The sequence below is a fragment of the Enterobacillus tribolii genome, assembly GCF_003363015.1.
Lineage (GTDB): Bacteria > Pseudomonadota > Gammaproteobacteria > Enterobacterales > Enterobacteriaceae > Enterobacillus > Enterobacillus tribolii.
Map to the genome: position 1 here is coordinate 219,876 of NZ_QRAP01000002.1, position 16,371 is coordinate 236,246.

Annotated in this window: 15 protein-coding genes and 1 tRNA gene; 7 read left to right on the top strand and 9 right to left on the bottom strand. The window is 50.5% G+C overall.

Annotated features, from left to right (window positions below; all coding sequences use genetic code 11):
* Positions 1-37: 37 nt before the first annotated feature.
* The gene (locus C8D90_RS05770; protein WP_115457477.1) at positions 38-343 is read left to right on the top strand and encodes a YciI family protein; all 306 of its coding nucleotides are present in this window, start codon (positions 38-40) and stop codon (positions 341-343) included.
* A gap of 50 nt (positions 344-393) precedes the next feature.
* Here the strand turns inward: C8D90_RS05770 and proP are convergent, their stop codons facing one another.
* The 4 genes from proP to C8D90_RS21940 all read right to left on the bottom strand — a co-directional run bounded on the left by proP (position 394) and on the right by C8D90_RS21940 (position 6,293).
* Positions 394-1,917: a glycine betaine/L-proline transporter ProP gene (gene proP / locus C8D90_RS05775; protein ID WP_115457795.1), complete on the bottom strand. Its 1,524-nt coding sequence runs from the start codon at positions 1,915-1,917 to the stop codon at positions 394-396.
* A gap of 351 nt (positions 1,918-2,268) precedes the next feature.
* Positions 2,269-3,357: an acyltransferase family protein gene (locus C8D90_RS05780; protein ID WP_115457478.1), complete on the bottom strand. Its 1,089-nt coding sequence runs from the start codon at positions 3,355-3,357 to the stop codon at positions 2,269-2,271.
* Positions 3,358-3,578: 221 nt separating this feature from the next.
* Positions 3,579-4,334: a DNA alkylation repair protein gene (locus C8D90_RS05785; protein WP_115457479.1), complete on the bottom strand. Its 756-nt coding sequence runs from the start codon at positions 4,332-4,334 to the stop codon at positions 3,579-3,581.
* A 99-nt stretch (positions 4,335-4,433) separates the two neighbouring features.
* A complete protein-coding gene (locus C8D90_RS21940) occupies positions 4,434-6,293 on the bottom strand; it encodes a hypothetical protein (RefSeq protein WP_147291327.1) in 1,860 nt (619 codons plus the stop codon).
* Between the two features lie 580 nt (positions 6,294-6,873).
* Here C8D90_RS21940 and C8D90_RS05795 point away from each other — a divergent pair.
* Positions 6,874-7,218, top strand: a complete 345-nt coding sequence (locus C8D90_RS05795; protein ID WP_115457481.1) for a hypothetical protein — start codon at positions 6,874-6,876, stop codon at positions 7,216-7,218.
* Between the two features lie 103 nt (positions 7,219-7,321).
* Complete coding sequence (locus C8D90_RS05800) at positions 7,322-7,879, top strand: hypothetical protein (protein ID WP_115457482.1); 558 nt, start codon at positions 7,322-7,324, stop codon at positions 7,877-7,879.
* Positions 7,880-8,037: 158 nt separating this feature from the next.
* On the opposite strand, the gene C8D90_RS05805 is transcribed toward C8D90_RS05800, so the two are convergent.
* Positions 8,038-8,113, bottom strand: a tRNA-Ile gene (locus C8D90_RS05805).
* Between the two features lie 134 nt (positions 8,114-8,247).
* Between C8D90_RS05805 and mug the strand changes: the two genes are divergently transcribed.
* Positions 8,248-8,748 carry a G/U mismatch-specific DNA glycosylase gene (mug, locus tag C8D90_RS05810; protein WP_115457483.1) on the top strand — a complete coding sequence of 167 codons (501 nt, stop codon included), beginning with the start codon at positions 8,248-8,250 and terminating at the stop codon, positions 8,746-8,748.
* A gap of 64 nt (positions 8,749-8,812) precedes the next feature.
* Here mug and rpoD read toward each other — a convergent pair whose 3' ends face one another.
* From rpoD to rpsU, 3 genes are all read right to left on the bottom strand, one after another.
* Complete coding sequence (gene rpoD / locus C8D90_RS05815) at positions 8,813-10,651, bottom strand: RNA polymerase sigma factor RpoD (RefSeq protein ID WP_221810526.1); 1,839 nt, start codon at positions 10,649-10,651, stop codon at positions 8,813-8,815.
* Between the two features lie 161 nt (positions 10,652-10,812).
* Entirely contained in the window at positions 10,813-12,561 is a 1,749-nt protein-coding gene (gene dnaG / locus C8D90_RS05820; protein WP_115457485.1) for a DNA primase, read from the bottom strand.
* Positions 12,562-12,782: 221 nt separating this feature from the next.
* A complete protein-coding gene (gene rpsU, locus C8D90_RS05825) occupies positions 12,783-12,998 on the bottom strand; it encodes a 30S ribosomal protein S21 (protein WP_001144069.1) in 216 nt (71 codons plus the stop codon).
* 240 nt (positions 12,999-13,238) lie between these two features.
* On the opposite strand from rpsU, the gene tsaD reads away from it, so the two are divergent.
* Positions 13,239-14,255, top strand: coding sequence for a tRNA (adenosine(37)-N6)-threonylcarbamoyltransferase complex transferase subunit TsaD (tsaD, locus tag C8D90_RS05830; protein WP_115457486.1), 1,017 nt, complete (start codon positions 13,239-13,241; stop codon positions 14,253-14,255).
* 31 nt (positions 14,256-14,286) lie between these two features.
* Here tsaD and plsY read toward each other — a convergent pair whose 3' ends face one another.
* Entirely contained in the window at positions 14,287-14,916 is a 630-nt protein-coding gene (gene plsY / locus C8D90_RS05835) for a glycerol-3-phosphate 1-O-acyltransferase PlsY (protein ID WP_115457487.1), read from the bottom strand.
* 106 nt (positions 14,917-15,022) lie between these two features.
* Here plsY and folB point away from each other — a divergent pair, with 106 nt between their 5' ends.
* Together folB and bacA are read left to right on the top strand one after the other, a co-directional pair.
* A complete protein-coding gene (folB, locus tag C8D90_RS05840) occupies positions 15,023-15,388 on the top strand; it encodes a bifunctional dihydroneopterin aldolase/7,8-dihydroneopterin epimerase (RefSeq protein ID WP_115457488.1) in 366 nt (121 codons plus the stop codon).
* A 161-nt stretch (positions 15,389-15,549) separates the two neighbouring features.
* The gene (bacA, locus tag C8D90_RS05845) at positions 15,550-16,371 is read left to right on the top strand and encodes an undecaprenyl-diphosphate phosphatase (protein ID WP_115457489.1); all 822 of its coding nucleotides are present in this window, start codon (positions 15,550-15,552) and stop codon (positions 16,369-16,371) included.

A 16,371-nucleotide genomic window follows, 5' to 3' on the forward strand; every position in this document is an offset into this window, starting at 1 on the left:
AACGTTGGCCCATTGAAGTCATGACGGAGGTATAAACATGCTGTTTGTAGTTTTCAATATCGACAAACAGGACGGCGCGGCGGCGATTCGTGAGCAAACGCGCCCGGCGCATCTGGCATTTATGAAATCGCTGGGGGAGCAGGTGAAGGCCGGTGGTCCGCTGTTCTCCGGTGACGCCAGTCAGGCTTTCGGCGGCATGTATGTACTGGAGGCGCAGGATCATGCGCAAGCGACGGCGATTGCCGGGCAGGATCCCTACGTTCAGGCGGGGTTATTCAGCCTGCAATATATTCAGCCGTGGAAGTGGAATACCCGGCGGCCGGACGATGTGGCCGTATGGTGAGTCATAAGGAAACGCCGCGTTTATCCGCGGCGTTTCTGCTTTGCTGGCGATCAGGTGAGCTTCGGATGCTGATCGATCAGGATCTGCTTTCTTTTTTCCAGCGCTTCAATTTGCTCCTGAAGTTCGCCGATTTCGTCGCTGATGTTCTCAACCTTTTGTTCAATGGTGTCATAGGTTTCCTGCAACAGTTCTTTCGCTTCAGAAGGGTCGGAGGCCGCCGGCGTTGCGCCGCGTAACGGCTTGTTGGCGGTTTCTTTCATATACAGGCCGGTAATCAGCCCGATCAATGCGACGATCATCAGGTAGTAAGCCGGCATGTACAGGTTGCCGCTGGACTCCACCAACCAGGCGGCGGCGGTCGGTGTAAGGCCGGCGACCAGAACGGAAACGTTAAAAGAGATTGCCAGGGCGCTGTAGCGGATGTGCGTCGGGAACATGGCCGGCAGCGTGGATGCCATCACACCGGTGAAGGCGTTCAGCAGCACCGCCAGAACCAACAGGCCGACGAATATCAACCCGACGACACCGCTGTTGATCAGATAGAAGCAGGGGACGGACAGCAACAACAACCCGATGCTGCCGCCGATGACGAACGGCTTACGCCCGATGCGGTCGCTGGTCAGCCCGATAACCGGCTGGACGAACAGCATCCCGATCATGATGGCGATGATAATCAGCACGCCGTGGCTTTCCGAGTAATCCAGGTTATGCGACAGATAGCTGGGCATATAGGTCAGCAGCATATAGTAGGTGACGTTGGTGGCGATAACCAATCCCATACACACCAACAGGCTGCGCCAGTTTTTAGCCGCAATCTCTTTGAATGAGATCTTTGGCGGATTCTCAATGGCGGCGCGATCGTCTTTTTCTATCTTGTCCACATGTTGCTGAAACGTCGGGGTTTCTTCCAGCGCGTGACGCAGGTACAGGCCGATGATGCCGAGCGGTGCGGCCAGGAAGAACGGGATACGCCAGCCCCACTCAAGGAAGTTGGCTTCGCCGATGATGCTGGAGATCAGTACTACCACACCCGCGCCGAGCACGAAGCCGGCGATGGAGCCGAAGTCGAGCCAGCTGCCCATGAAGCCGCGCTTACGGTCCGGAGAGTATTCCGCGACGAAAATCGCCGCCCCGGAATACTCTCCGCCAACGGAGAAACCCTGTGCGAGTTTGGCCAGCAGCAGCAGGATGGGCGCCCAGATACCGATAGAAGCATAGGATGGGATCAGCCCGATACAGAAGGTGCTTATCGCCATGATGATGATAGTGACGGAAAGCACCTTCTGACGCCCGAAGCGATCCCCGAGTGCGCCGAAGACGATGCCGCCGAGCGGTCTGACCAGGAAGGGAACGGAAAACGTAGCCAGCGCGGCGATCATCTGAACGCTCGGCGAAGCGTCAGGGAAGAATACCTGACCCAGCGCATAGGCAACAAAGCCGTAAACACCGAAGTCGAACCATTCCATCGCGTTACCCAGTGCCGCGGCGGTGATAGCTTTTTTCAGTTTGCTGTCGTCGATAATCGTTATGTCGTTAATACGTAATGGTTTGTGGCGTTTTTTTCTTAGACTCATACTCATAGAGGTCATCCCTTAAAAATTAGTCGGGGCGAGCGTATAGCGTGGTTCAACAGCCAATAAAATGAGATATCAATTTTGTTGATGCGAAAGGTAGTGCGGGGCTGAATTGGTGATTTTATATCTGTGTTGCTCGCTGTTTTTATTGGTATTTATGCTGGTAGTCTCCTGAATGTCAGGTTAATTAACTGTTATAATTTTAACGTGGAATTGACTAGCATGCAAATTAAGTCAAATTATTAAAGTATTTCAAAGGTGAAGGCAGCAATGGAGCGGCGTGTCTGAGGGGGAAATAACGTTGTTTGGGCGGCTCCTCCCAGCGGAGAGAGGAGCCTGATTTACGACGGATTAAGACCGGACGTTCTCCCGGCTTATGCCGGGCAGCACTTTGCCGGCAGCCACTTTTCTGTCGATAAAGGCTTTGAGCACTTTGTAAGAAGGAAACTCAAAGAAATGGAACGTTATACAGGAAGCGGCGGTTAAGATAGAGCAGAACAGCAGCGTACTGATTACAAAGGAATTGCTGTTGTAGAGCCCGAAATAATCGAAAATAAGCATAACGGGAGTATGGATAAGATAAATGGAAAAACTGATTTTTCCCAGGTACGACAAAATTTTTGATGATAAAACCCGGGATACAATATTATCGTAAGCACATGACGAGTAAATAATATAGCTGATGCCGATAATCGCTAAGGCATCGTAAGACATTATATTTTTCTTGGTGAAGATAAAGCAGGAAACTAATGCGATGGTGACTAACTGGAAAAAGAGTGTTTTTCGCGTTGAGGTTTTGGGGCCTTCGCTTTCCAGAATATTTTTAATCACCACGCCGATGCACATACCGGAGATGCATTTCAGAAAGCCGGAGGAAAACAGGTAAAGATTGAGATCTTTGGCCGCCATAAGGTTATGGTTTTTAGCCATGACAAGCGCATAACCTATTGAAGCAATGATAATTAATGCGTAGTTATTCCTGTACTTTAACAGGCATAGAAAGAGGACGACAGACGCATAAAATTCAACGGACACTGACCAGCTGGGGTCATTCCAGCTCCAGGACTGCTCCAGCCCCATGCCATGCAATAATAGCAAATTGTTTACTGCTGTCCCTATAGGATTATCAAAAGGAATATGTCGGTTCAGAACAGCATAAATAAAAAACACCATCAACATGGTTAATATATGGAGAGGGTAAAGGCGGGCAAGACGATGAAGTGAAAACTGTACGAAGCCTATTTCCCCGTTACTAACTTTTTTTGAATAAACGAACGACAGCACAAAGCCTGACAAGATAAAGAAACCGTCTACCGAGATGTAGGCATTAACGAAATTGAAATTCGTCCATCCGAGCCGGCTGCCCATCCAGTGGCTGAACACGACGCTCAGGCAAAGCAAAGCTCTTATACCATCAAGCTGTAATAATCTGTTTTTCATCTGCGGTTATTGCCAGGTTGGATTGATTTTATACAAAATGGCTTTAAGTATAGCAATATGGGCAAGACCTGCAATTTTGTTTCTTAAATTCCAGATATAGATTACTCTTATTCTGCATAAGGTTATTACTACTATATTTTGCACTGAATTGTGCAAACATTGGACCGGGGGAGGAGACTTGATGAAAGAAAAACAACCAAGCCTCATGAAGATTACATAATTTACTGTTTCATATATATTTCACGCTCATTCGGCGAAAAATGCTCAATGGCGTATCGCAGCGTAGTGCGGGGAAGCTGTGTACAGAAGCTGTTAAGGAATTGGCGCAAAGCATCCCGGTCAATTTTTCCCGCTTCGCGCAGCATCCATCCGACGGCTTTGTGCATTAAGTCATGGCGATGGTTAATAAAATGTTCTGCAAGCCAGAAAGTTTCATCCAGGCTTCCCATACGCAGCAATGGATAGACGGAAACCATGGCCGCACGTTCGCGCCAGAGATGACCGCTTGTTGCCCACCGGGAGAGAAACAGGCGGCGTGCTTCGTAATCGTCTTTGGTGCACTTCCAGTATATCCCCATAAGATCCCTTACCGACAAGTCCACCAGATCCCAGTTGTTGACGCGCTCCAGGCGGCGGTCATAGAGGCCGATGATCTGTTTGAGTCCCTCCAGATCACGGGCCTTGGCGCACTTTTGGGCGAGCTTTATCATCAGAAGCAGGGCGACAAGGCGGATCTCGTGCCATTCGGAGCCCAGCAGAATATCACAGTCGTGTAGCGTGACATCGTTGCTGAATTTCTTAGCCAGAGAACGGGTCACCGGAACCCGAATCCCAAGAAACTTGTCTCCCTCACCATATTGGCCCGGAGCGGTTTTAAAAAAGCGCATCAGGTGGGCGGCTTGCTCGTCGTTTCTTAGCGAAAGGAATGCTTCGGAGATCTGTGTTGATGCTGTTGATTTTTCTGTTTTTGTGTTCATTTTGCATCCTGCTGGTATTGGAAGGGGTTTATTAGATCGCTAATGATTCTGAGTGATAATTAAAGCGCCTCCTGCCGCTATGGAAAGGAGGCGCTTTATTTACTCTGAGAGTCCTATCTCTTGCCAGTCTACTTCGGGATTATGGGTGGTTCCTGATGTTAGTCTCCGCCATCCTAATACCTTGGGTTGGCGTAATGGGTTAGATGCTATGACAATATGTCCGTTTGCGTAAAAACCTGTAGATGGCATGAGTGGTTGTGATGATAACCCTGGGGCGTTAGGAGAGTTTGTCGACCATAGCGTAAACCCTTTATCTATCGGGTTTGCAGAATCAAATACGTTACCGCTTAATACTAATGATGTAGATGAATTGCCAAAATTCCTGAAGCCAGAGTTGATGCTATTTTGAGTAATGTTGTTGACTATTAATGATGAGCCACTACTGTATGCTATAGCATAATAGAAACCGGAGAAAAAGCTATTCTTAATAACCCAATTATTATTTCCACAATTGATACCGTTACTTCCTGCTGTTGCTGGAAACTCAGTGGGGTGGCTGGCATAACAATCAGACGCGGTATTATTTCCAGAACTAAATCCGGTAATAAAAGAAAGGCATGATAATGCTCGCTCATTGGAAAGAGATATCTCATTCGGTAATGCGCTACCTAAAACAAGATGGGTTGATGCACCTTGTGATATGTTGTCTTTTAATATCAGACGATTACCGCCATAGAATAAAATAGCTCCTGCTTTGTGTTGCGCATCATCAAAGAGAGTGAAACTATTATCAGATGCAATAGTATCTGTAGCATGAATTGACAATGCATTGCCAAATTCATATGTGCGATAAAACGTTGAGTTAGATATGTATATCTGTCTTGTATTGGTATCACCACTATTGATGAGAATATCTGCCCCTTTGGCTGGAAATATGTTTTCTCCATATTTCCCCGCAGGAGCACCATTATCTCCCAGTGTGCAGTTATTAAATTCGATATCAAATGAACCCTTGATACCTGTAGCGCAATAGATTCGTAGTCCAAATTCAGTATTACGTCTTGCATTTATGTTTAAAAACTTACCATGGCGATTGATTGAATTGACTGATGAATAAGCGGTAACTCCCCTACCTACTTGTGAGCTAAATCCTACAGGGACAGGGGCAATTTCATCTGAATAAGAGTATCGCCCATTGGATGAGAGGTCTAATGATTCAAGACAATAGTCATAGCATCCTTCAAGTTGAATAGCGGTGCTTTTATTGTAACAACCCTTTGAGTTTTTTATACTGAAGTTATGGCACTCGAATAACTTTATTCCATCCCAAGGCGTTGGACCAATATCACATCTATCAAGGAAAAAATTATCACAGTGAGATAAGTAGACATATCCTCCACCCATTCCCCCATCCATATCTTCATCCGTGCATTTTATGCTGAAGTTTGTGAGAGAGAAATTTTTTTTGTTAGTGGTTGAGAAGGCATGTTTAGTCTTGTCGGTAAAAATAACCGTGCCGCCTTTATAATGTGTTCCGCTAGAAAACTGTGCGGGCATGGCGTTATTGAAATAAATATCACCTTTCCCAAAAAGCAGAGCGGAAAAGTTAGATGATGCTTTAAATAAGTTAGTAAACTTTGTAGAGTATGCTGTTAATATGTCATTCTCAACAACGCCATACATATCAGCATGTAATGTTTCACCATGAAGTAGTTTCCAGCGGCCAGGCCCCTCTATTAGCGTCGGTTTTATTGTTAGCCCTTCGTCATCACTATCAGTGCTATCTGCATCCCATGAGTAACTATAACCTTGGGATTCACCTTTCCCATAATATGAATAGGTGCTTATTCGGATACCTGTTTCCGAACCAACACAGTCGCGTAGCTCTTCTACAGATTTCACGGTGCTATGGCATGGGGTGATGAGACGCAGGAAAGATGCTGTGTATTTGTCAATCATAGAGTGTTTTACCTTTTAATTACTGTTGTTATATACAGTATATAGTGGTTTGAGTATGAAGCGAATGATTGGGATGAGTTTTTATCTCTTTATTAAACAAATTGTTAAGTGGGTTTTGATAGGGGGTATTACATCAAGCGGGATACTTATACAGGTTTTTTGTTCTTATGACTCTGCGTGGTCATAACTCCTTTCTTTTTCTCATGTATGACTCGTTAACCAAAAGAATCATCCTTGCCATGGTATGCCAGTATCGCCACAGCATGACAAAATGAGCGAGTGAGTGACCAAAAAACGGCACTACATCGCACCCGCGCGTTTTGGGTCATAGAAATTTTTCAGTTTTTTGAGCGCTCTGTGTTACAGATGAAAATTTAATTACTTCAAAAGTAAGGAATAATTATGTATTTATTGGTTCATGGTACATTTATAATGGAGCGCGAGAAAATGTCGGCACAGAGTGACAAGCCTGATGTGATAAGGGTTACGGGGTTAAGTAAACTGAAATTCCCTGAAGCTAGAAAATCTGAGCAAGGTTGGGTACTATCCATATAAAATGGAACGGGTATAGGGAGAACATATGGCCGTTAAACAATTTTCTTTTTGGCAAATAGCTGACTTACGGGTTGAGGGTGTAGGGATGATGCATGGTGGGTACACTATCGTGCTGTCAGTCAAAGATGTAAATACAAAGGATGGAAAGAATATTTATATATCTGCAATTGGAAAAACTAATGCAGCTAAAGTGGCAGGTGTGGGGCACGTTCTTTTCTGGTGTAGTATTGTGAATGGTATCGATAATAAGAAGTATATTTTGCATAGGAAAGAGAATGAAAAATGGGCCGTTGGACTGGATGATTTTTATATTGGGGATGTGGTTTTTTTATTCCTAAAGATAAACACCTTACACCATCGATATACATAGAGTGTGGTTATATTTATGCTAATTACACGGGGCAGGTAGTTCCAACCCCTCGGAGTATGAGTCGAGAAATAAAACTAACACAATTTCAACGGTAAGGTTTTCAATGAAGATTAAATATTTTCTAATTGCCTTTTTTATAGTTTTAATCCCAATTGCTGTTGTTGCTAATGAAATAAAATATCAGGATGAGCCAACAAAAGAGGCTGCAAACTTGGTGACTAAATATGCCCTTTCTGATGACAATGCGGAGCGGGATAATTATCTAAAGCAGTTAGAGGAAATGGCTGAAAAAAATCCCAGCAATAATAATGTTAGAAATATGTATGCAAACATTTTACTTGCTGAGCGGAAATATTTTCTGGGGTTACATCAATTACAATTAATTAATAAGGAAACCCCAAAGCCTGGCTCGAAGTTGACGGAGTGTATGTTATTAGAAAGGACTGGTAAAGATGCTGGGGATTGTTATAGGGAAGCAGTTTCACTTTTTGAAAAAAATAATGAAAACGACGATAACTATGTTATGGCTCTTTATTTATCTAACAATCCAAAGTTTGAGGCTAAAAAAAATGAGTTGATGAAAAAGGGAAAATTAGAAAATGAAGGGGAAAATATCTTCTCTTTGAATAGAAATGAACTGATTAATTCTATTTTCCCATGATAAGACGTTTAAGATACGTTTTCAGTGCCGATTGACAGCCACTCCTTCAGCCAATAGAGGCTCGTCCCTGAAGAACCCCGTGCGCGACACTCCCGGTATTGATAACAAAAGAGCCACCTTTAGAGGTGGCTTAATCACATGATTCTAAATCAAAAATTTGGTGGCCCCTGTTGGGTTTGAACCAACGACCAAGCGATTATGAGTCGCCTGCTCTAACCACTGAGCTAAGGGGCCAGGAGGCGGTGATTATAGTGTATAAACGATAAAAAAATCCAGCATTCGCCGGGCGTTTGTGTCTTTTTTATGCATAGATAGCTCGTTGTTATTTATGTAAGATTTATCATCAGGCTATGAACGGAGGGGGGAGAATGGTACACGATATTTTAGCGCAGGGATTGCGGGTGGTGTTTTGCGGTATCAACCCGGGGTTAAGCTCGGCGCATCAGGGATATCATTTCGCTAATCCGACCAACCGCTTCTGGAAAGTGATTCATCTGGCTGGGTTTACCCGCAAGCAGCTACTGCCGCAGGAAGAGGAACAACTGACGGAAACCGGTTGTGGGATCACCGCGTTGGTCGCACGCCCTACCGTCAGCGCGGCGGAAGTGACCCGCGAGGAGCTGAGAGCCGGTGGGGAAGTGCTGAAGGAAAAGATCCTGGCGTGCCGGCCGCAGGCGTTGGCGATTTTGGGTAAGCAGGCGTTCAGCGAGGCATTTGGCGTGCGTAATCCGCCCTGGGGAAAACAAGACATTACCCTCGGTGACACACAGGTGTGGATCCTGCCCAATACCAGCGGCCTGAGCCGGATAAAGTTAGATGAGCTGGTAAGCGCTTACCGTGCGATGAACGATGCGTTAGGCCCCCGCTGAGCGACAGGCAATAAAAAACCCCGGCGGGATTAGTGCCAGGGTTTTGGGTAAGGCCGGTAAACCGTTAGTCGTCCAGGAAGCTGCGCAGAACTTCAGAACGGCTTGGATGACGCAGCTTACGCAGCGCTTTCGCTTCGATCTGACGAATACGCTCACGGGTAACGTCGAACTGTTTACCCACTTCTTCCAGAGTGTGGTCGGTATTCATGTCGATGCCGAAACGCATGCGCAGCACTTTGGCTTCACGCGCGGTCAGACCGGCCAGCACGTCGCGGGTTGCTGTGCGCAGGCTTTCTGACGTCGCGGAGTCCAGCGGCAGCTCCAGCGTGGTATCCTCGATAAAGTCTCCCAGATGCGAATCTTCATCATCACCAATCGGCGTTTCCATCGAGATCGGCTCTTTGGCGATTTTCAGCACCTTACGGATCTTATCTTCCGGCATCATCATGCGTTCGGCCAGCTCTTCCGGCGTCGGCTCGCGGCCCATCTCCTGCAGCATCTGACGGGAAATACGGTTGAGCTTGTTGATCGTCTCAATCATATGTACCGGGATACGGATGGTACGCGCCTGATCCGCGATAGAGCGGGTGATCGCCTGACGAATCCACCAGGTGGCGTAGGTCGAGAACTTGTAGCCGCGGCGGTATTCGAACTTATCTACTGCCTTCATCAGGCCGATGTTCCCTTCCTGAATCAGATCCAGGAACTGCAGGCCGCGGTTGGTGTATTTCTTGGCGATAGAAATAACCAGACGCAGGTTGGCCTCTACCATCTCTTTCTTCGCCCGGCGCGCCTTGGCTTCGCCGATGGACATGCGACGGTTGATATCCTTAACCTGCTCAATCGTCAGACCGGTTTCTTCCTCGATCTGATGCAGTTTATGCAGGCTGCGTTCAACGTCATCACGGGTTTCCTTCAGCTTTTCCGACCAGGGTTTCGCCATGGCGACAGCAGCGTCAAACCAGCTGGTATTGGTTTCGTTGCCGGTGAACATAGTGATGAAGTTCTTTTTCGGCATTTTGCTCTGCTCAACGCACAGGCGCATGATGAGGCGTTCCTGAGTACGAACGCGGTCCATCATTTCACGCATGTTGTTGACCAGGTAGTCAAACTGCTTGGGCACCAGACGGAACTGCTTAAATACTTCGGAGAGATTCAGGATCTCTTCGGCGGCCTTGGCGTGGCTGCGGCCGTACGTTTTAATCGAATTGCGGGTTTTCTCATACTGTTCGCGCAGTTCGACAAACTTCTGCCGGGCCAGCTCAGGATCGATGCTGTTATCGTCATCACTGTCGCTGTCGTCGTCGCCGTCCTCGTCGTCATCTTCATCATCGAGGTCTTCTTCCGCCAGCTCGGAACCCACGTGGGTGGCTGTCGGCGCCAGATCTTCCTCCGCATTGGGATCGACGAAACCGGTGATCAGGTCGGACAGGCGGGCCTCGGCGGCCTCTACGCGATCGTACTGCTCCAGCAGGTAAGTAATGGCTTCCGGGTACTCGGCGACCGAGCACTGCACCTGGTTGATGCCGTCCTCGATGCGCTTGGCGATGTCGATTTCGCCTTCACGGGTCAGAAGTTCTACGGTCCCCATTTCACGCATATACATGCGCACGGGATCGGTGGTGCGGCCAATCTCAGATTCCACACTGGAAAGCACCTGAACGGCGGCCTCGGCGGCGTCTTCGTCAGCGATGTTTTCGGCCAGCATGAGGTCATCGGCGTCCGGTGCTTCTTCCATCACCTGAATGCCCATGTCATTAATCATCTGGATGATGTCTTCGATCTGGTCTGAGTCGACGATATCTTCCGGCAGATGGTCATTGACCTCGGCATAGGTCAGGTAGCCTTGCTCCTTGCCTTTGGTAACAAGAAGTTTGAGCTGTGACTGCGGGTTTTGCTCCATAAGACGGTATCCACACTTCAGAGTTTCAATGGTGTCGGTCGGTGAAACCACCAACAATAACGTGCTCGGGGCTTTTTCATTAATGCGCCGCTCCCCGGCATTGCGGCATTATGCGGGGTCTACTCCCCGCCAGATATCGGCACTTAAGCCGTTTAATTCTTTCAGGCTTTCTTCGCCAGCGCTTCGTTCAAAGAGCGCACCTCTTCCCGTTCTTCAGGGCTGAGGCCGTGCGTGCGTGCGCGGGCGATCAATTGTTCCAGGCGTTGCTCCAGGATGGAGTCATAAAGGCTGGCCAGCGTGTCAACGAAAGTTGGCTGCACCATATCCTCAACAACCATGTGGTTCCACATTGCCAAAGTTTCAAGCTGCTGCGCGTATTTATTATCGCGATAGCGCTCAAGTAACTGGCCGGTGGTCAGCCCCGGATGCGCCAGGCACACTTCCACCAGTTCAATAAATAAAGGCAACCCCGGCAAGGAGTGCTCCCGTAACGCCTCAAGCGCGGGCACTTCACTCGCCAACTGCGGATTTTGCACCAGTAATCCTATCAGTATACGCATTGTCGTGCGTTTTAGCTGGGGCGCCTGATAACTATTGCCGCTTTCTGCCTGTGCTGGCATTAGCTTTTCGAGCTGGCTGTCATCTAAAATTCCCAGCTTCTGGCCGAGGGACTGGCGCAAATACAGCCGCAGCGTCTCTCCCGGCACCTGATTTATCAACGGCAGCGACAGGGCGCTGAGTTTGGTGCGGCCATCCGGCGTGCTCAGATCCACCCGCGGCATCAGGGTGTCGAACAAAAACGCCGACAGCGGCTGGGCCTGTTCAACCCGTTGCTCAAACGCTTCGCGCCCTTCTTTACGCACCAGCGTATCAGGGTCTTCGCCGTCAGGCAGAAACATAAAGCGCAACTGACGGCCGTCCGTTAAATAGGGTAGTGCAGTTTCCAGCGCGCGCCAGGCTGCTTCCCGGCCTGCGTTGTCCCCGTCGTAGCAACAAATCACGTTGTCGGTGGCGCGGAACATCAGCTGAATGTGTTCCGCCGTGGTGGACGTGCCCAGCGACGCGACGGCATAATCAATGTCGAACTGCGCCAGCGCCACCACATCCATATAGCCTTCGACCACCAACAGGCGTTCAAGCTGCGCATGTTTCTGCTGAGCTTCATACAGGCCGAACAGCTGGCGGCCTTTATGGAAAATTTCGGTTTCCGGCGAGTTGAGATATTTGGGCGTCCCGTCGCCCAGTACTCTGCCGCCGAAGGCGATAACCCGGCCGCGTTTGTCGCGGATGGGAAACATCACCCGGTCACGAAAACGGTCGTAGGTCCGGCCGTTGTCGTTGGTTACCAGCATCCCCGCATCGTTCAGCGCCGTACGCCCGGCGGGATTAGCGCCAAAACGCCTGAGCGCGTTGTCCCATCCCTCCGGCGCGTAGCCGATGGCGAAATGGTCGGTGACATCCTGGCTCAGCCCGCGCCGTTCCAGATACTGCCGGGCCTTTTGGCTGCCCGGCTGGCGCAGCGCCTGCTGATAAAACTGACTTAACTCGCCCATCAACTGATACAGGCTCTGGCGCTGATGGCGCTCGATCTGGCTGGGACCGCTCCCTTGTTCATAAGGGATCTCCAGCCCCGCCATGGCGGAAAGTTCCTCGATGCTTTCGACAAACTCCAGCCGATCGAAGTTCATTAAAAAATCGATGGCGTTACCGTGCGCGCCGCAACCGAAGCAGTGATAAAACTGCTTGTCGCCGTTAACGGTAAATGAAGGGGTTTTCTCATTATGGAACGGACAGCAGGCGTGATAGTTCTTACCCTGCTTTTTCAGCTTCACGCGCGCATCAATCAGATCAACGATGTCGATCCGGGCCAGAAGGTCATTAATAAATACGCGGGGAATTCGTCCAGCCATAAACCCTTACATTGGTTTGTGTTCGCCGCGCCGCGGAAAATCCGGGCAGGCAAACAGCTTTTCAGCCTGATGAACGAGAACAAGCCGCGCATTCCTTTCGGAAGGCACGGCCTTCGTATGCAATTGTCTAATTCTGATAATAAAACTGCTTTTACAACCAGTCGAGCAACAACTACATAATCTGTGGACTACTTCCCCGGAGACGAATCTCCGGGAGAAGATTAGTACAGACGGGTGCGGCGTGCGTTTTCGCGAGCCAGTTTCTTGGCGTGACGCTTAACAGCAGACGCTTTAGCGCGCTTACGCTCGGTCGTCGGTTTTTCATAGAACTCACGACGACGAACTTCAGCCAGAACACCTGCTTTTTCGCAGGAACGCTTGAAGCGACGCAGAGCAACGTCGAACGGCTCGTTTTCACGTACTTTAATTACCGGCATGTGCCTCTCACCTCGATAAAATCGGTCTTTACGCTGACCCAGAGTCAGCTTTATTCAAAAATGGTGCGGAATTTTAATCCAAACAACCCGGCTTTGTAAAGCGCAGTTTGCCGTTTTAGGCCGCCCGGCCCGCATACGGGGCGGTAACATTTTTCTTCCGCTCAGCGGAGCGCGTCAGTATAGCGAGATGTGCTATCATGCGCCACTTTGTTTCTGTTTTAACCATCAGTGGAGCCGTTAATGCGCATTCTTGGCATTGAAACATCCTGTGACGAAACCGGCATCGCCATCTATGACGATGAGCGAGGATTACTGGCGAATCAGCTCTACAGCCAGATAAAGCTGCATGCCGACTACGGTGGGGTGGTGCCGGAGCTGGCCTCGCGCGATCACGTGCGTAAAACCGTGCCGCTGATTCAGGCGGCCATGAAGGACGCTGGCCTGAATGCGGGCGATCTGGACGGCATCGCCTATACGGCGGGGCCGGGGCTGGTTGGCGCGCTGCTGGTCGGCGCGACCGTAGGGCGCGCGCTGGCGTTTGCCTGGAACGTGCCGGCGGTGCCGGTACACCATATGGAAGGGCACCTGCTGGCGCCCATGCTGGAGGACAACCCGCCGGCGTTTCCGTTCGTCGCCCTGCTGGTGTCCGGCGGGCATACCCAGCTTATCAGCGTGACCGGCATCGGCGAATATACTCTGCTCGGCGAATCTATTGACGACGCCGCCGGCGAAGCCTTTGATAAAACAGCCAAGCTGCTGGGGCTGGATTACCCCGGCGGCCCGATGCTTTCCAAACTGGCGCAGCAGGGAACGGAAGGGCGCTTTACGTTTCCGCGCCCGATGACCGATCGCCCGGGCCTGGACTTCAGCTTCTCCGGCCTGAAAACCTTCGCCGCCAACACCATTCACGGTAACGGCAATGACGATCAGACCCGTGCCGATATCGCGCGGGCCTTTGAAGATGCGGTGGTGGATACGCTGGCAATTAAATGTAAACGCGCGCTGGAGCAGACCGGATTCAAACGTCTGGTGATGGCCGGCGGCGTCAGCGCTAACCGCACGCTGCGCGCGCGTCTGGCGGAGATGATGCAGAAACGCGGCGGGGAGGTGTTTTATGCCCGTCCGGAATTTTGTACTGACAACGGCGCGATGATTGCGTATGCGGGAATGGTGCGGCTGAAAGGGGGAACGTCCGGCGAGCTGGGAATTACGGTACGTCCGCGTTGGCCGCTGGCGGAGTTGCCGCCGGTCGCCTGAATGCGATTAACCGGGGCGGCCCGCCGCCCTGTTACTCTTCTTTATTTTCGTCTGCCGTCGTTTTGTTCTTCCGGAGTTTTTTCCAGATCTTGCCTTCCTGGCCGCGCCACAGGCGCTGGATATTGTCATGATGACGCATCAGGATCAGGCAGGAAAGCATGGCGACCGGGAAAGTGAACTGCGGCTTGAACCACCAGACGTAAAACGGCGCGATGAGCGCGCTGACGATGGCGCCGAGGGAAGAGTAGCCGCTGAGCAGCACGGTAAGCAGCCAGGTGCCGGTCATCAGGCCGGTGAGATCCCAGCCGATCGGGGCAATGGCGCCGAAAGCCGTGGCGACGCCTTTACCGCCGCGGAAGTGAAAGAAAACCGGATAGATGTGGCCGAGGCAGGCGGCGATGGCGGTTAATCCCAGGTACAGCGGCGGCAGGTCGAGTTTGTACGCGAGCCAGACGGGGATCATGCCCTTGAGCACGTCAAACACCAGCACTGTCAGCGCCGCGCCGCGTCCGCCGATGCGCAGCACGTTGGTTGCCCCCGGATTGCCGGAACCATTTTCGCGCGGATCGGGCAGCCCGGCGATCCGGCACACCAAAATTGCGCTGGAAATGGAGCCGCACAGATACGCGAAAATAATCATGCCTAGCGCTGTAGCACTCATACGCAGTTCCGTCTATAAAGAGTCGTGTTCACAGGGACATCAGTGGATAATACGCATATTTCAGAGGAAGTGATACCTAACTTAACGCAAAATCGGGGATCTGATTATGGATATCGTGTTTATTGAGGAGCTGACCGTCATCACGACCATTGGCGTATATGATTGGGAACAAACAATTCGGCAGAAGCTGGTGTTCGATATCGAACTTGGTTGGGATAACCGCAAAGCGGCGCTGAGCGACGACGTTGCGGATTGTCTGAGCTATGCCGACGTCAGTGAAGCGGTGATCCACCACGTTGAGCCTAATCGTTTCGCTCTGGTTGAACGGGTGGCGGAAGAGGTGGCCATGATGCTGATGGATAAATTCAACAGCCCCTGGATACGCCTGAAAGTCAGTAAGCCGGGTGCAGTGGCGCACGCGGCCAGGGTTGGCGTGGTGATTGAGCGCGGAAAGCGTCTCGGTAACGTCTGATAATGTGGTTAACCGGATAAATTTGTCATCCCGTTGAAACTCCGGGCGGTTATACTGGTCGTAACAAGCAATTATTAACGGCATGGTTGATAAGATCGTGCCGTTTTTTTGTGCGGTTCAGCGAATGGCCGCAGGATTTTGTGGGTTGAGGGTACAGATATATGGATCTGCATACGCTGATTAATGCGTTCATTTTAGGCGTCGTTGAAGGATTAACGGAGTTTTTACCCGTTTCATCCACGGGGCATATGATTATCGTGGGGCACTGGCTGGGGTTTGAAGGCGACAAGGCGAAAACCTTTGAAGTCATCATCCAGCTGGGCTCGATTCTGGCCGTTGTGGTGATGTTCTGGCGCCGTTTGTTCGGTTTGATCGGTATCCATTTTGGCAAGCCGGTAGAACATGAAGGGCAAACCGGCGGTCATTTGACCCTGGGTCATATCCTGCTGGCGATGATCCCGGCCGTGGTGCTGGGACTGGTATTCCATGATTCGATTAAATCCCTGTTCCAGCCGCGCACCGTGGTTTATGCCCTGGTGGTGGGCGGCCTGCTGCTGCTGGCGGCGGAATGGCTGAAGCCAAAGACACCGCGCGCGGTCGGGCTGGATGACATCACTTACCGCCAGGCGTTCATGATCGGCTGTTTCCAGTGCCTGGCGCTGTGGCCGGGATTTTCACGTTCCGGTTCTACAATTTCCGGCGGGATGCTGATGGGCGTGAGTCGCTACGCGGCTTCCGAGTTCTCGTTTATTCTCGCGGTGCCGATGATGATCGGCGCCAGCGGGCTGGATCTGTACAAAAGCCTGTCGTTCCTGACCGTGGCGGACATTCCGATGTTTGCGGTAGGGTTTATCACGGCGTTCGTCGTGGCGTTGGTCGCGATTAAAACCTTCCTCACGCTGATTAAGAAGATCTCGTTCATTCCGTTCGCCATCTACCGTTTCGTGGTGGCAGCGGTCGTTTACGTGGTTTTTCTGTCGTAA